At 56.1% G+C, this 14974-nt stretch carries 14 protein-coding genes and 5 tRNA genes; 17 read left to right on the forward strand and 2 right to left on the reverse strand.

Features of this window, described 5'->3' with window-relative positions:
- Positions 1–8 precede the first annotated feature (8 nt).
- Both srlE and srlA read right to left on the reverse strand, forming a co-directional pair.
- The gene (srlE, locus tag AC4IBF_RS04610; RefSeq protein WP_023308950.1) at positions 9–968 is read right to left on the reverse strand and encodes a PTS glucitol/sorbitol transporter subunit IIB; all 960 of its coding nucleotides are present in this window, start codon (positions 966–968) and stop codon (positions 9–11) included.
- Positions 965–1528 (reverse strand): PTS glucitol/sorbitol transporter subunit IIC, encoded by a 564-nt coding sequence (gene srlA / locus AC4IBF_RS04615; protein WP_367896893.1) that lies wholly within the window; start codon positions 1526–1528, stop codon positions 965–967. The genes srlE and srlA overlap by 4 nt, the downstream gene beginning before the upstream one ends.
- A 252-nt stretch (positions 1529–1780) precedes the next feature.
- Between srlA and mltB the strand changes: the two genes are divergently transcribed.
- The 17 genes from mltB to gshA all read left to right on the forward strand — a co-directional run bounded on the left by mltB (position 1781) and on the right by gshA (position 14822).
- The gene (gene mltB, locus AC4IBF_RS04620) at positions 1781–2881 is read left to right on the forward strand and encodes a lytic murein transglycosylase B (RefSeq protein WP_181899769.1); all 1101 of its coding nucleotides are present in this window, start codon (positions 1781–1783) and stop codon (positions 2879–2881) included.
- 269 nt (positions 2882–3150) lie between these two features.
- Entirely contained in the window at positions 3151–3804 is a 654-nt protein-coding gene (locus AC4IBF_RS04625; protein WP_115876137.1) for a metal ABC transporter ATP-binding protein, read from the forward strand.
- Positions 3801–4661: a metal ABC transporter permease gene (locus AC4IBF_RS04630; protein ID WP_032660373.1), complete on the forward strand. Its 861-nt coding sequence runs from the start codon at positions 3801–3803 to the stop codon at positions 4659–4661. The genes AC4IBF_RS04625 and AC4IBF_RS04630 overlap by 4 nt, the downstream gene beginning before the upstream one ends.
- Before the next feature lie 14 nt (positions 4662–4675).
- Positions 4676–5554 carry a metal ABC transporter substrate-binding protein gene (locus tag AC4IBF_RS04635; RefSeq protein WP_143345439.1) on the forward strand — a complete coding sequence of 293 codons (879 nt, stop codon included), beginning with the start codon at positions 4676–4678 and terminating at the stop codon, positions 5552–5554.
- Between the two features lie 129 nt (positions 5555–5683).
- Positions 5684–6181: a nicotinamide-nucleotide amidase gene (gene pncC, locus AC4IBF_RS04640; protein WP_032643004.1), complete on the forward strand. Its 498-nt coding sequence runs from the start codon at positions 5684–5686 to the stop codon at positions 6179–6181.
- Between the two features lie 89 nt (positions 6182–6270).
- A complete protein-coding gene (recA, locus tag AC4IBF_RS04645) occupies positions 6271–7329 on the forward strand; it encodes a recombinase RecA (RefSeq protein WP_024907698.1) in 1059 nt (352 codons plus the stop codon).
- Between the two features lie 69 nt (positions 7330–7398).
- On the forward strand, positions 7399–7899 hold the full coding sequence (gene recX / locus AC4IBF_RS04650) for a recombination regulator RecX (RefSeq protein WP_143345438.1): 501 nt from the start codon (positions 7399–7401) through the stop codon (positions 7897–7899).
- 131 nt (positions 7900–8030) lie between these two features.
- Positions 8031–10658 carry an alanine--tRNA ligase gene (alaS, locus tag AC4IBF_RS04655; protein ID WP_127732104.1) on the forward strand — a complete coding sequence of 876 codons (2628 nt, stop codon included), beginning with the start codon at positions 8031–8033 and terminating at the stop codon, positions 10656–10658.
- Between the two features lie 241 nt (positions 10659–10899).
- Positions 10900–11085: a carbon storage regulator CsrA gene (csrA, locus tag AC4IBF_RS04660; RefSeq protein ID WP_000906486.1), complete on the forward strand. Its 186-nt coding sequence runs from the start codon at positions 10900–10902 to the stop codon at positions 11083–11085.
- A gap of 342 nt (positions 11086–11427) precedes the next feature.
- Positions 11428–11520, forward strand: a tRNA-Ser gene (locus tag AC4IBF_RS04665).
- 4 nt (positions 11521–11524) lie between these two features.
- Positions 11525–11601: transfer RNA gene (locus AC4IBF_RS04670), tRNA-Arg, on the forward strand.
- A 64-nt stretch (positions 11602–11665) separates the two neighbouring features.
- A tRNA-Arg gene (locus AC4IBF_RS04675) sits at positions 11666–11742 on the forward strand.
- A 29-nt stretch (positions 11743–11771) separates the two neighbouring features.
- Positions 11772–11848 (forward strand) — tRNA-Arg (locus AC4IBF_RS04680).
- A gap of 160 nt (positions 11849–12008) precedes the next feature.
- Positions 12009–12085, forward strand: a tRNA-Arg gene (locus AC4IBF_RS04685).
- A 117-nt stretch (positions 12086–12202) separates the two neighbouring features.
- Entirely contained in the window at positions 12203–12769 is a 567-nt protein-coding gene (yqaB, locus tag AC4IBF_RS04690) for a fructose-1-phosphate/6-phosphogluconate phosphatase (protein WP_367896892.1), read from the forward strand.
- Positions 12766–13194, forward strand: coding sequence for a YqaA family protein (locus tag AC4IBF_RS04695; protein ID WP_021241956.1), 429 nt, complete (start codon positions 12766–12768; stop codon positions 13192–13194). The genes yqaB and AC4IBF_RS04695 overlap by 4 nt, the downstream gene beginning before the upstream one ends.
- An 83-nt stretch (positions 13195–13277) precedes the next feature.
- The gene (gene gshA, locus AC4IBF_RS04700; RefSeq protein WP_325814239.1) at positions 13278–14822 is read left to right on the forward strand and encodes a glutamate--cysteine ligase; all 1545 of its coding nucleotides are present in this window, start codon (positions 13278–13280) and stop codon (positions 14820–14822) included.
- Positions 14823–14974 lie beyond the last annotated feature (152 nt).

A 14974-nucleotide genomic window follows, 5' to 3' on the forward strand; every position in this document is an offset into this window, starting at 1 on the left:
GGAACCTCTTATTGATAAATAAAGCCGGAGACAAACCAGGCAATCAGCACCGTGGGCGCGCCCGTCAGGAAGCGGCTGACCAGCACGGACGGCACGCCCACGCGCACGGTGTCCTGGCGCGCTTCGGCCAGCGACAGCCCAACGGGGATGAAATCGCACGCCGCCTGGGCGTTAATGGCAAACAGGGCGGGCAGGGCGAGGTGCGGGGGAATGTTCCCCAGACCAATCTGCACGCCAATCAGCACGCCGATGACCTGAGCGATCACCGCGCCCGGGCCGAGGAACGGCGACAGCAGCGGGAAGGAACAGATCAGCGCCAGCGTCACCAGCCCGAGCGGGTGGCTGGCGAGCGGGGCGAGGCCGTGGGCAATCCAGTCGCCCAGGCCGGAGGCCATGATGATGCCGATCAGCGCCGAGACGAACGCCATAAACGGCAGAATGGTTTTCAGCACCGTGTCGATGGTGTCGCGCCCGGACTGGAAAAGCACCGCCACGGCGGAACCCATGCCCATCCCGACCTTCGCCAGCAGGCCGTCGCTCTGCTCGGTGATCTTCTTGCTGGTGTCGTACTCGCGCGGGGCCGCTTTTTGTGGCGCGGCAGTGCCATTCACCAGAGTAATGTTGTCCTCCTTTACGCCCGAGACATAAATGTCTTCAAGGATGTACTGCGCCAGCGGGCCGGATTTACCGGTGGAGTGAATATTTACCGTCGGAATACGGCGCTTCGGATAGATACCGCAGCGCAGCGTGCCGCCGCAGTCGATCACCGCCACGCCGATTTCCGCTTCCGGCGGCTCGCCTTCCTTGAAGCCGTCGACCGCTTCCCAGCCCGTCAGCTCGCGCAGCCTGTCGACGATTGCCGGGCGCGTGCCCGCGGTGATGTACACAATCTTTTTGCCTTCGGTGGCGTCGAACTCCAGCGGGCCGCCCCAGCCGCCCGTGCCTTTCTCAATGCGGATCCGGTTCATGCTGTGGCTCCTGAAAGATGGACCTTCTGTTCAAGCTGGATGCCCATTTTTTTCTCGAAAATAGCGGTGGTGAGGTCGGTCACCCAGCCGCGGAAGAAGTTGGTCACCAGACCGACCAGCAGGTAGCTCACCGCCAGCGGGCCGAGCGGCAGGCCAATGGTGGTCAGGCCGCTGGCGATCCCGAGATAGACAAACAGTTCGCCGGGGTTGATGTGCGGGAACAGGCCGTTCATCGAATGGCAGCTGTAGGAGGCGGCGGCGTAGTAGCTCGGCTTGTACTTTTCCGGCATAAAGCGGCCGAGGCTTAAGGTCATCGGGTTGCAGAACACGAAGGTGCCGATAAAGGGCAGTATCAGGTAGCGGGACAGCGGGTTTCCGGCGCAGCGCTGGGCGAAGCGCTCAATGCGCTGCTGGCCGATAAAGTTAATCAGCGCGTTCATGATCACCAGCAGGCTGATCAGCAGGGGCAGGATCCCGGTCACCATGCCGGTGAACACTTCTCCGCCTTTCTGAAACAGCCCGATGAACCACTCGGCGCCGTGGGTGATGGTTTCTATCATTCTTCTCTCCTGTGGGGCTTTTTTGTTTTTGTCTGACTGGGCTAATAATAATCACTTTGAAAGGTTTTAAAGTGTTAGTTAGATCTCACAATGAAAGAAAAACGGATTATTTTGAAAGTTTATTGGTGGGGTTAATGATTTTCGATGGAAAAAAGCGCGGATTTGCGTAGGGAAGGTGCGTACCGCTTCCTTGAGGTGTTGCGCATGCTTTACCATACTGGGTTCTTATCGAACCCGTTAAATGGATGTCTCATGTTCAAGCGTCGTTATGCAGCGCTGTTGCCTGCGCTTATTCTGCTGTCTGCCTGTAGTAGCAAACCTAAGACCGAAGCCGTTCAGCAAACGGCAGGCGCGCCTTCCGGAGGCTTCCTGCTGGAGCCGCAGCACAATATGATGCAGATGGGGGGCGACTTCGCGAATAACCCGGCTGCCGAGCAGTTCATCGATAAAATGGTGAGCAAACACGGCTTTGACAGACAGCAGCTGCACGAAATTTTGTCTCAGGCGAAGCGTCTGGACTACGTGCTGCGTCTGATGGACAGACAGGCGCCGACGGCCCAGGTGCCGAGCGGGCCGAACGGCGCGTGGCTGCGCTATCGCAAGCAGTTTATTACTCCGGACAACGTGCAAAACGGCGTGGCGTTCTGGAATCAGTATGAAGAGGCGCTCAACCGCGCGTGGCAGGTGTACGGCGTACCGCCTGAAATCATCGTCGGGATTATCGGCGTGGAAACCCGCTGGGGCCGCGTGATGGGGAAAACCCGCATCCTGGATGCGCTGGCGACGCTCTCCTTTAACTATCCGCGCCGAGCGGAGTATTTCTCTTCCGAGCTGGAAACCTTCCTGCTGATGGCGCGCAACGAGCAGGACGATCCGCTCGATCTGAAAGGGTCGTTTGCCGGCGCGATGGGCTACGGCCAGTTTATGCCGTCGTCCTATAAACAGTATGCCGTCGACTTTAACGGAGATGGCCATATCAACCTGTGGGATCCGGTGGATGCCATCGGCAGCGTGGCGAACTACTTCAAGGCGCACGGCTGGGTGCCGGGCGGCCAGGTGGCGGTGCAGGCGAACGGCGAGGCGTTTGGGCTGGAAAACGGCTTTAAAACCAAATACAGCGTTGCACAGCTGACGGCGGCAGGCTTAACGCCAACCCAGCCGCTGGGCAATGTCGATCAGGTGAGTCTGCTGCGTCTGGATGTCGGGACGGGCTATCAGTACTGGTACGGTCTGCCGAATTTCTACACCATTACCCGCTATAACCACAGCACCCACTATGCGATGGCCGTATGGCAGCTGGGGCTGGCGGTATCGCAGGCCCGCGTGCCGGCGGCGTCACCGTTTAGTCAGTAAGTCACCTTATTCCCCCTCTCCCTGTGGGAGAGGGCTGGGGTGAGGGCATCCGCGCGCATCTATTTCCCGCAGAAACATTTCGCCACACTCCCTCTGCAAACCCGCCATTTACATCTTAACTACCTTTTATTATTGTTATGTTATAACGTTTAATTTGGTGTCGAGATGTCAACGTCCCTTTTCTCTCTGTCTGCTCCGGTTCGGCTTTTGCTGGCGCTGGTGCTGGTTGTCTTTATTGGGCTGGCCGTGTGCTGGGCGGTGGCATTGCCATGATTGTGATGAATGAACTGGTCGCGGGTTATGAACGCCAGCCCATTACGCGGCCCCTTTCGGGCACGATTGAGCGCGGAAGCATGACCGCCATTATCGGCGCTAACGGCTGCGGGAAATCCACGCTGCTGAAAACGCTGGCGGGGTTTATTCCTCCCGTCAGCGGCGGCTTTCGCTGGCAGGGGAAGCGCCCGGTAATCGGATGGCTGGCACAGCGCCACGCGCTGGAGGCGCAGTTTCCGCTGACCGTACAGGACGTGGTAAGCATGGGATGCTGGCCGGGCATTTCGCTGTTTTCCGGGTTTCGTCGCGAAGCGCGGCTGCGCCTTGCCAGCGCTCTTGAGCGCGTCGGACTGGAAACCATGGCGTTATCCACCATCGATGAGCTCTCCGGCGGGCAGTTCCAGCGCATGCTGTTTGCCCGCGTTCTGGTACAGCAGGCGCCGCTGGTGATGCTGGATGAGCCCTTTACCGGCGTCGATGAAGCCACCTGCAACGTGCTGATGGACGTGATGCTGGAGATGTATATGCAGGGGCAAACTCTGCTCGCGGTACTGCACGACAGCGAGCGCGTGTCGCGCCATTTCCCGCAAACGCTGCGGCTGGATGCTGACGTGCCCCAGTGGAAAACCGAGCGGGTGAGGGTGGCATGATCTGGCATCTCTTTTTTCAGCCGTTTATTGAGTACGGCTTTATGCGTCGCGCGCTGGTGGTTTGCCTTGCGCTCTCGGTCAGCACTACCGCGCTCGGCGTGTTTCTTCAGCTGCGTCGGATGAGCCTGATGGGCGACGCTCTTTCTCACGCCATTTTGCCGGGCGTTGCCGTGGGGTATTTACTCAGCGGCATGTCGCTGCTGGCGATGAGTATTGGCGGTTTTATCGCGGGCATTACCGTGGCGCTGCTGGCCGGTCTGGTCAGCCGACGCACGCCGCTTAAGGAAGATGCCAGCTTCGCGGGGTTTTACCTTGGCTCACTGGCGCTGGGCGTCACGCTGGTGTCGCTGCGCGGGTCGAATGTCGATCTGCTGCATCTGCTGTTTGGCTCCATCCTCGCCGTGGACAACGACGCCGCGCTGTTTGTTACGGGCGTGTGTATGTTCACCCTTATCACGCTGGCGCTGTTCTATCGCGGGCTGGTCACAGAAGCGTTTGATACCGCCTGGCTACAGGTGAACGCCCGCTGGCTGCCCGGCCTGCTGCACGGACTGTTTCTGGCGCTGCTGGTTCTTAACCTGGTGGCTGGTTTTCAGGTGCTCGGCACGCTGATGGCCGTCGGGCTGATGATGCTGCCAGCCGTGGCGGCCCGCTGCTGGGTGCGCACGCTGCCTGCGTTACTCCTGATGGCGGGCATCAGCGGTATTTTCTGCGCATGGCTGGGGCTGAGCCTCTCCTGGGCAATGAGTTTGCCTGCCGGGCCATCCATCGTGCTCACCGCCAGCGCGCTGTTCTTTATTTCCATTTTACTGGGCACGCGAAGCAGGCTCGCTGGCAGCCTGCGCGCGCTTTTTTAACGCAAGGGGAAACGATGAAACGAACAGGATTAGTAGTGGCGCTCGCGCTGGGGATGATGTCGCACGGCGTGATGGCGAAAACGCTGAATGTGGTCACCAGCTTTTCGATACTGGGGGATATCACGCAGGAGGTGGGCGGTGACCATGTGAACGTGACGACGCTGGTGGGGCCGGACGGCGATCCGCATACGTTTGAACCGTCGCCGAAAGACAGCGCGGCGCTGAGCAAGGCCGATGTGGTGGTGGTGAACGGCCTGGGGCTGGAGGGCTGGCTCGATCGGCTGGTGAAGGCCTCCGGGTTCAAAGGACAGCTGGTCGTCGCCTCAGTCGGGGTGAAAACTCACACGCTTGAGGAAGATGGAAAGACCGTGACCGATCCGCACGCGTGGAACAGCGCGGCGAACGGGGCGCTGTATGCACAAAATATTCTGAACGGGCTGGTGAAAGCCGATCCGCAGGACAAAGCCGCGCTGGAAGCCTCCGGTAAACCGTATATCGCGCAGCTTAACCAGCTGGATAGCTGGGCCAAAACGCGCTTTAGCCAGATCCCGCAGGCGAAGCGTAACGTGTTGACCAGCCATGACGCGTTTGGCTATTTCAGCCGCGCCTACGGCGTGACGTTTATGGCGCCGCAGGGACTGTCGTCCGAGAGCGAGGCCAGCGCGTCGCAGGTTGCTGAGATTATCAATCAGATCAAAGCCGACGGCGTCAAAACCTGGTTTATGGAAAATCAGCTCGATCCGCGTCTGGTGAAGCAGATAGCGTCGGCGACGGGCGCACAGCCGGGGGGCGAACTGTATCCGGAAGCTCTGTCGGCAAAAGGCGGGGTGGCAGACACCTACGTTAAGGCATTTCGCCACAATGTGAACACCCTCGCCGACAGCATGAAATAACATTTCCACGGCCGGTGCGCCCGCATCGGCTTTTTTCTGAAGCTCCCTCGTAAAACCTGAAGTGCATCCCCACATCTGACGAGAAAGTGCTATCTTGTGCAGCACGTTTTTCTGATGCCTGGAGCGAGAATGACTGACCATGAATTGATGCAGCTTAGCGAGATTGTTGGCCTTGCGCTGAAGCAGCGTGGCGCGACAATCACCACCGCGGAATCCTGCACCGGCGGCTGGGTGGCGAAAGCGATTACCGATATTGCCGGCAGTTCCGCCTGGTTTGAACGCGGATTTGTGACCTACAGTAACGAAGCTAAAGCACAGATGATTGGCGTGCGCGAATCCACGCTTGAACAGCATGGCGCGGTCAGCGAACCGGTGGTGATCGAGATGGCCATTGGTGCGCTCAAAGAGGCGCGCGCAGATTACGCAATTTCCATTAGCGGCATTGCGGGCCCGGACGGCGGCAGCGACGTGAAGCCTGTCGGCACAGTCTGGTTTGGGTTTGCTACTTCTAAAGGCGAAGGCATCACCCGCCGGGAGTGCTTCAGCGGCGATCGCGAAAGCGTGCGTCGTCAGGCAACGGAATATGCGTTAAAAACGCTCTGGCAACAATTTCTACAAAACACTTGATACTGTATGACCATACAGTATAATTGCACCAACAGAACAGAAATCCACGGTGAAGCACAGTCGCTTCTCCCGGCATGACAGGAGTAATAATGGCTATCGACGAAAACAAACAGAAAGCGTTGGCGGCAGCACTGGGCCAGATCGAAAAGCAATTCGGTAAAGGCTCCATCATGCGCCTGGGTGAAGACCGTTCCATGGATGTGGAAACCATCTCCACCGGTTCGCTTTCTCTGGATATCGCGCTGGGCGCTGGCGGCCTGCCTATGGGCCGTATCGTAGAAATCTACGGGCCAGAGTCCTCCGGTAAAACCACCCTGACGCTGCAGGTCATTGCCGCGGCACAGCGCGAAGGTAAAACCTGTGCGTTTATCGATGCCGAGCACGCGCTGGACCCTGTGTATGCCCGTAAGCTGGGTGTCGATATCGACAACCTGCTGTGTTCTCAGCCGGACACCGGTGAGCAGGCACTGGAAATTTGTGACGCGCTGGCGCGTTCTGGTGCTGTTGACGTTATCGTGGTCGACTCCGTTGCCGCACTGACGCCAAAAGCCGAAATCGAAGGCGAAATCGGCGACTCTCATATGGGCCTTGCGGCTCGTATGATGAGCCAGGCGATGCGTAAGCTGGCGGGTAACCTGAAGCAGTCCAACACGCTGCTGATCTTCATCAACCAGATCCGTATGAAAATCGGCGTGATGTTCGGTAACCCGGAAACCACGACCGGGGGGAACGCCCTGAAATTCTACGCCTCTGTCCGTCTGGATATCCGCCGTATCGGCGCGGTGAAAGAGGGTGAGAACGTCGTCGGTAGCGAAACCCGCGTCAAGGTTGTGAAGAACAAAATCGCTGCGCCGTTCAAGCAGGCTGAGTTCCAGATCCTCTACGGCGAAGGTATTAACTTCTTCGGTGAGCTGGTTGACCTGGGCGTGAAAGAGAAGCTGATTGAAAAAGCGGGCGCCTGGTACAGCTACAACGGTGACAAGATTGGTCAGGGTAAAGCGAATGCCATCTCCTGGCTGAAAGAGAACCCGGCTGCGGCGAAAGAGATCGAGAAGAAAGTGCGTGAGCTTCTGCTGAACAACCAGGACTCCACGCCTGATTTCGCGGTTGATAGCGCGGATGCTGAAGAAACTAACGAAGACTTTTAATTCTCTCGTTTAACAATGAAGGGCTGCTGATGCGGCCCTTTTTGCATTTCTGAATCAGCAGGTTTTTTTATGAGTGAACCGACAACACGTCGACCCGCGTATGCACGCTTACTTGATCGCGCGGTGCGCATCCTGGCCGTCCGTGACCACAGTGAACAGGAGCTGCGGCGAAAACTGTCGGCGCCGGTGATGAGTAAAAACGGCCCGGAAGAGATTGATGCCGCCGCGGAAGATTATGACCGCGTCATCGCCTGGTGCTATGAGCATCGCTATCTTGATGACGAGCGTTTTGCCTCGCGGTTTCTCGCCAGCCGTGGCCGTAAAGGATACGGGCCCGCGCGCATCCGGCAGGAGCTAAACCAGAAAGGGGTAGCCAGGGAGTCCATCGAAAAATCGATGCGCGAATGCGATATTGACTGGTGCGAACTGGCAAGAGAACAAGCGATTCGCAAGTACGGCGAGCCGCTGCCGCGTGAATTTTCAGAAAAAGTCAAAATCCAGCGCTTTTTGCTCTACCGCGGCTTTCTGATGGAAGATATTCAGGATATCTGGCGTAATTTTGCCGATTGAACGCATGCGGGATTTTACTTCCCACTAAAGAAAACTTATCTTATTCCCACTTTTTCCAGTAGCTGGTCTGTCCAACGGTTTACCGATACAGGCTGGCTACGACATTTCGTTAGCTTGATTTCAGGATAATTATGAGCAAGAGCACCGCTGAGATCCGTCAGGCGTTTCTCGATTTTTTCCATAGTAAGGGACACCAGGTTGTTGCCAGCAGCTCCCTGGTACCGAACAACGATCCGACTCTGCTGTTTACCAACGCCGGGATGAACCAGTTCAAGGATGTGTTCCTTGGTCTCGACAAGCGTAATTATTCCCGCGCCACAACCTCACAGCGTTGCGTGCGTGCGGGCGGTAAACACAACGACCTGGAAAACGTCGGTTACACCGCGCGTCACCACACCTTCTTCGAAATGCTGGGTAACTTCAGCTTCGGCGACTACTTCAAACACGATGCCATTCAATATGCGTGGGAACTGCTGACCGGTGAAAACTGGTTCAACCTGCCGAAAGAGCGTCTGTGGGTTACCGTCTATGAAACCGATGACGAAGCCTACGAAATCTGGGAAAAAGAAGTCGGGATCCCGCGCGAGCGTATTATTCGCATCGGCGATAACAAAGGCGCGCCTTACGCGTCCGACAACTTCTGGCAGATGGGTGACACCGGTCCTTGCGGTCCGTGCACCGAGATCTTCTACGATCACGGCGACCACATCTGGGGCGGCCCTCCGGGAAGCCCGGAAGAAGACGGCGATCGCTACATTGAGATCTGGAACATCGTCTTCATGCAGTTCAACCGTCAGGCCGACGGTACGATGGAGCCGCTGCCGAAGCCTTCCGTTGATACCGGTATGGGCCTGGAGCGTATTGCCGCGGTTCTGCAGCACGTTAACTCCAACTATGAGATTGACCTGTTCAGCACCCTGATCAAAGCCGTTGCCGAAGTCACCGGCGCGACCGATCTGAACAACAAATCGCTGCGCGTTATCGCGGACCACATTCGTTCCTGCGCGTTCCTGATTGCAGACGGCGTTATCCCGTCGAATGAAAACCGTGGCTACGTGCTGCGTCGTATCATTCGTCGTGCTATTCGTCACGGCAACATGCTGGGCGCGAAGGACACCTTCTTCTACAAACTCGTTGGGCCACTGATCGGCGTGATGGGTTCAGCCGGTGACGAGCTGAAACGCCAGCAGGCGCAGGTTGAGCAGGTTCTGAAAACCGAAGAAGAGCAGTTTGCCCGTACTCTGGAGCGCGGTCTGGCGCTGCTGGACGAAGAGCTGGCGAAGCTCAAGGGCGACACGCTGGATGGCGAAACCGCTTTCCGCCTGTACGACACCTACGGCTTCCCGGTTGACCTGACGGCGGACGTTTGCCGTGAGCGCAACATCAAAGTTGACGAAGCGGGCTTCGAAGCCGCGATGGAAGAGCAGCGCCGTCGTGCGCGTGAGTCCAGCGGTTTCGGTGCAGACTACAACGCGATGATCCGCGTTGATAGCGCGTCTGAATTCAAAGGTTATGAGGCGCTGGAACTGACCGGCAAAGTGACCGCCCTGTTTGTTGACGGCAAAGCCGTGGACAGCATCAGTGCGGGTCAGGATGCGGTTGTCATTCTGGACAAAACGCCGTTCTACGCCGAATCCGGCGGCCAGGTTGGTGATAAAGGCGAACTGAAGGGCAATGGCTTTAGCTTCAGCGTCAGCGACACCCAGAAATACGGTCAGGCGATTGGTCACCAGGGCAAACTGGTTTCCGGTTCTCTGAAAGTGGGCGAGGGCGTCCAGGCTAACGTTGATGAAGCTCGCCGCGCGCGCATTCGTCTGAACCACTCGGCAACCCACCTGATGCACGCTGCCCTGCGTGACGTACTCGGTACCCATGTTGCACAGAAAGGTTCTCTGGTTAACGACAAAGTACTGCGCTTCGACTTCTCGCATTTTGAAGCGATGAAGCCGTCTGAAATCCGTGCGGTGGAAGATCTGGTGAACGCGCAGATCCGTCGTAACCTGCCAATCGAGACTCATATCATGGATCTTGAGGACGCGAAGAAAAAAGGTGCGATGGCGCTGTTTGGTGAGAAATATGACGATCGTGTTCGCGTGTTGAGCATGGGCGACTTCTCTACCGAGCTGTGCGGTGGTACACACGCCTCGCGCACCGGTGACATCGGCCTGTTCCGTATTGTTTCCGAGTCGGGTACGGCGGCAGGCGTGCGTCGTATTGAAGCGGTGACCGGTGAAGGTGCGATTGCCAGCCTGCATGCGCAGAGCGATCAGCTGCACGATATCGCGCAACTGCTGAAAGGCGATAGCCAGAACCTGGGCGAGAAAGTGCGCGTTGCGCTGGATCGCACGCGTCAGCTGGAAAAAGAGCTGCAGCAGCTGAAAGAGCAGGCTGCGGCGCAGGAGAGTGCAAACCTCTCCAGCAAGGCTGTAGACATTAAGGGCGTCAAACTGCTGGTCAGCGATCTGGCGGGCGTTGAGCCTAAGATGCTGCGTACTATGGTCGACGATCTCAAGAACCAGCTTGGTTCTACCGTCATCGTGCTGGCGACAGTGGCAGAAGGTAAGGTTTCTCTGATTGCGGGCGTATCTAAGGATGTGACCGACCGCGTAAAAGCAGGGGAACTGATTGGTATGGTCGCTCAGCAGGTGGGCGGCAAGGGTGGCGGTCGTCCGGACATGGCGCAAGCCGGTGGTACGGATGCGGCGGCACTCCCTGCAGCATTGGCCAGCGTTGAAAGCTGGGTAAGCGCGAAACTGTAATAACTACAAAGCACAAGCAGACGCCATAGCGGTAACGTTATGGCGTCTTGTTCACTGTGCTATCGATAACGATAAAGTCAGGTTGAGTTTGTGTATATCGGCTAAACTTACGTTTAACAGAATGTGATGCCGTGACTGCTTACACTTTACGTGTTTGTCATCGCTTACTTTTTGGCGTTATATGATGGATAATGCCGGGATACAAGAGACCCGACTCTTTTAATCTTTCAAGGAGCAAAGAATGCTGATTCTGACTCGTCGAGTTGGTGAGACCCTCATGATTGGGGATGAGGTCACCGTGACAGTTTTAGGGGTAAAGGGTAACCAGGTACGTATTGGTGTTAACGCTCCTAAAGAAGTATCTGTCCACCGTGAAGAGATCTACCAGCGTATCCAGGCTGAAAAATCCCAGCAGTCCAGTTACTGATATTGTCGCGTCTCGCTGTCGGGCGAGACGCAACCCTCCTGTCATTTTTCCTGCTCAAAGTTACCGTTTAATTTCAATCGCTCTCTTTTTAACCGCTCCATAACCCTTAACTCGTCCTATCTCCGCCTTTTCTGCATAGGTTTTCTGTGAAGAAGCCTGCAAAATCCGCTTATAAAACACCCTCTTTGCGGCTTTTACATGCGAATTGCGTGTGATTTGTGCAAACGATAAAAGCTTTTGGAAAATTGTTTGACTTATAAGTCCCAGAAAGTAATATATGCGCCACGCAGCGACGAGAAGCTCTTAACGAGTTGCTCGAAGCACTCGAAAGAGGCGTTGTGTGGTGAGGTGGCCGAGAGGCTGAAGGCGCTCCCCTGCTAAGGGAGTATGCGGTCAAAAGCTGCATCCGGGGTTCGAATCCCCGCCTCACCGCCATTTTGCATCCGTAGCTCAGCTGGATAGAGTACTCGGCTACGAACCGAGCGGTCGGAGGTTCGAATCCTCCCGGATGCACCATCTATTACTTCATATTGCTTTAGAAGTGATATGAATATCGAGCAGTACAGTAGTAAATCCCGATGCATCCGTAGCTCAGCTGGATAGAGTACTCGGCTACGAACCGAGCGGTCGGAGGTTCGAATCCTCCCGGATGCACCATTTACTATTTCTGAAAGCAGTACCCTGATGCATCCGTAGCTCAGCTGGATAGAGTACTCGGCTACGAACCGAGCGGTCGGAGGTTCGAATCCTCCCGGATGCACCATATTCTCCGAGATAATAGCCACGCTGTTGTTTCAAGGTCTGCGGGTTAATCGCAAGCACCAGGGAGGATAACGTTGCTTTAGCAACGGCCCAAAGGGCGAGGCGCAGCCGAGTAATCCTCCCGGATGCACCATTTACTGTTTCTGAAAGCATTTCCCGATGCATCCGTAGCTCAGCTGGATAGAGTACTCGGCTACGAACCGAGCGGTCGGAGGTTCGAATCCTCCCGGATGCACCATCTTCTCCTTCTTTGTTTATTCCTTCGACGTTCCGTCAGCAATCACACTCTCAGTCAGCGACAAAAACCACCATTTACGATAAAGTAATGCTTTGTTAATCGTTTAGCGAGAGCACGATGTACGCACAGTATGACGGTTTGATCTTCGATATGGATGGCACTCTCCTGGATACCGAACCCACGCATCGTCAAGCCTGGACAGACGTCCTGGGCCGCTACGGTATGCGTTTCGATCTTCAGGCGATGATTGCCCTCAACGGATCTCCCACCTGGCGTATTGCACAGGCCGTGATTGAACTGAATCAGGCCGATCTCGACCCGCACCTGCTCGCGCGCGAAAAAACCGATGTAGTAAAAGCCATGCTTTTAGATACCGTACGCCCTCTGCCGCTGATTGATGTGGTAAAAGAGTGGCACGGGCGTCGCCCGATGTCGGTAGGAACAGGCAGCGAAAGTGCGATTGCAGAAGCTTTGCTCAATCATCTTGGCCTGCGCCACTATTTTTCTGCCGTGGTCGCCGCCGATCATGTTAAACATCACAAGCCCGCACCGGACACCTTCCTGCTTTGCGCAGAATTAATGGGCGTCCCGGCGGCAAAATGCGTCGTGTTTGAAGATGCCGATTTCGGCATCCAGGCCGCGCGTGATGCCGGAATGGATGCGGTGGATGTACGCTTACTGTGAGTGACGCGCTGTCACTTGCCTCATTATTCGCCAGCAGTTTTTTAAGCGCCACGCTGTTACCGGGAAATTCGGAAGTGGTGCTGGTGGCGATGCTATTGTCCGGCGTGAGTCAGCCCTGGCTGCTTGTAGTAATAGCAACAATGGGTAATAGCCTTGGAGGGCTGACTAACGTTATTCTTGGGCGTTTCTTTCCGCTGCGTGAAAAATCGCGCTGGCAGGAAAAGGCAGTCGGCTGGCTAAAACGCTATGGCGCTGCCACGCTGTTATTAAGCTGGATGCCTGTAATAGGCGATTTACTGTGTCTGCTGGCGGGATGGATGCGTATCTCCTGGGGACCGGTGCTCTTTTTTTTGTGCCTTGGCAAGGCGTTGCGCTATGTTCTCGTGGCGTGGGCAACACTACAGGGTATGACGTGGTGGCACTAATTGGTGGAATGAATACGCGACCTTCAATCGTCAACCATTACAATTATGCTGAGTAACATTACTTTGACAGGCGGGAGGTCAATTTGATCCCGGACGTATCTCAGGCGCTGGCCTGGCTGGAAAACCACCCTCAGGCATTGAAGGGTATTCAGCGTGGTCTTGAGCGTGAAACGCTGCGCGTTAACGCAGACGGCAGTTTAGCGACAACGGGTCACCCGAAGGCGTTAGGCTCGGCGCTGACACATAAATGGATCACAACCGATTTCGCTGAAGCGCTGCTGGAGTTCATCACCCCAGTAGAGGGTGATATTGATCATATGCTGACGATCATGCGCGATATCCATCGCTACACCGCGCGCAACCTGGGCGACGAACGTATGTGGCCCCTCAGCATGCCGTGCTATATCGAGCAGGGCCAGGAGATTGAGCTGGCGCAGTACGGCACGTCAAATATCGGCCGGCTGAAAACGCTCTATCGTGAAGGGCTGAAAAACCGCTACGGCGCGTTGATGCAGACGATCTCGGGTGTGCATTACAATTTCTCGCTGCCAATGGCATTCTGGCAGGCGAAATGCGGTGAAACGGATAAAGACGCGATCTCGGAGGGCTATTTCCGCCTCATCCGCAACTATTACCGTTTCGGCTGGGTGATCCCGTATCTGTTTGGTGCCTCCCCGGCGATCTGTTCTTCGTTCCTGCAGGGGAAACCGACCACGCTGCCATTCGAGAAGACCGAGTGCGGAATGTACTATCTCCCGTATGCCACCTCTCTGCGCCTGAGCGATCTCGGTTATACCAATAAATCGCAAAGCAATCTCGGTATTACGTTTAACGAATTGCACGAATATGTGGCAGGATTGAAGCGGGCGATCAAAACCCCGTCGGAAGAGTACGAGAAAATCGGCCTCGAAAAAGACGGCAAGCGCCTGCAAATCAACAGCAATGTGCTGCAGATTGAGAACGAACTGTATGCGCCTATTCGTCCTAAGCGCGTGACGCGCAGCGGCGAAACCCCGTCGGATGCGCTGCAGCGCGGCGGGATCGAATACATTGAAGTGCGCTCGCTGGATATCAACCCGTTCTCACCGATTGGCGTTGATGAGCAGCAGGTTCGCTTCCTGGATCTGTTTATGGTCTGGTGCGTGCTGGCGGATGCGCCGGAAATGAGTTCAGACGAACTGCTCTGTACCCGAACAAACTGGAACCGCGTTATTCTGGAAGGACGTAAACCGGGTCTGACGCTGGGTATCGGCTGCGAAACGGCACAGTTCCCGCTGACGAAAGTCGGTAAAGATCTGTTCCGCGATCTGAAGCGAGTTGCCCGGACGATGGACAGCATCGACGGTGGCGACGCATATCAACAGATTTGCGACCAGCTGGTAGCGTGCTTTGATAACCCGGAACTGACATTCTCAGCGCGTATTCTGCGTTCTATGATCGATCAGGGCATTGGTGGTACGGGTCGCTCACTTTCGGCGGAGTACCGTGAAATGCTGATGCAGGAGCCGTTAGAAGTGCTGAGCGAAGCGGATTTTGTCGCGGAACGCGATGCGTCCGTGGTGCGTCAGAAAGAGGTTGAAGCGGCGGATACCGAGTCGTTTGAGGCGTTTCTGGCGAAGCAGGCTTAAGCAGAAAAGAAAAAGGCCACATCGCTGTGGCCAAAATATACATCTCTGAATTCAGGGATGATGATAACAAATGCGCGTCTTTCATATACTCAGACGCGCATTCTGTAGAAGAGTTCAGTTTATTTTAAAAAAAATCACTGTCGGAGGTGACG

This window comes from Enterobacter sp. Taxon_8 (genome assembly GCF_058354585.1).

Bases quoted from the DNA above. Each gene is read 5' to 3' on its own strand.
- srlE (WP_023308950.1), bottom strand. From the start codon at position 968: ATGAACCGGATCCGCATTGAGAAAGGCACGGGCGGCTGGGGCGGCCCG.
- srlA (WP_367896893.1), bottom strand. From the start codon at position 1,528: ATGATAGAAACCATCACCCACGGCGCCGAGTGGTTCATCGGGCTGTTT.
- mltB (WP_181899769.1), top strand. From the start codon at position 1,781: ATGTTCAAGCGTCGTTATGCAGCGCTGTTGCCTGCGCTTATTCTGCTG.
- AC4IBF_RS04625 (WP_115876137.1), top strand. From the start codon at position 3,151: ATGATTGTGATGAATGAACTGGTCGCGGGTTATGAACGCCAGCCCATT.
- AC4IBF_RS04630 (WP_032660373.1), top strand. From the start codon at position 3,801: ATGATCTGGCATCTCTTTTTTCAGCCGTTTATTGAGTACGGCTTTATG.
- AC4IBF_RS04635 (WP_143345439.1), top strand. From the start codon at position 4,676: ATGAAACGAACAGGATTAGTAGTGGCGCTCGCGCTGGGGATGATGTCG.
- pncC (WP_032643004.1), top strand. From the start codon at position 5,684: ATGACTGACCATGAATTGATGCAGCTTAGCGAGATTGTTGGCCTTGCG.
- recA (WP_024907698.1), top strand. From the start codon at position 6,271: ATGGCTATCGACGAAAACAAACAGAAAGCGTTGGCGGCAGCACTGGGC.
- recX (WP_143345438.1), top strand. From the start codon at position 7,399: ATGAGTGAACCGACAACACGTCGACCCGCGTATGCACGCTTACTTGAT.
- alaS (WP_127732104.1), top strand. From the start codon at position 8,031: ATGAGCAAGAGCACCGCTGAGATCCGTCAGGCGTTTCTCGATTTTTTC.
- csrA (WP_000906486.1), top strand. From the start codon at position 10,900: ATGCTGATTCTGACTCGTCGAGTTGGTGAGACCCTCATGATTGGGGAT.
- yqaB (WP_367896892.1), top strand. From the start codon at position 12,203: ATGTACGCACAGTATGACGGTTTGATCTTCGATATGGATGGCACTCTC.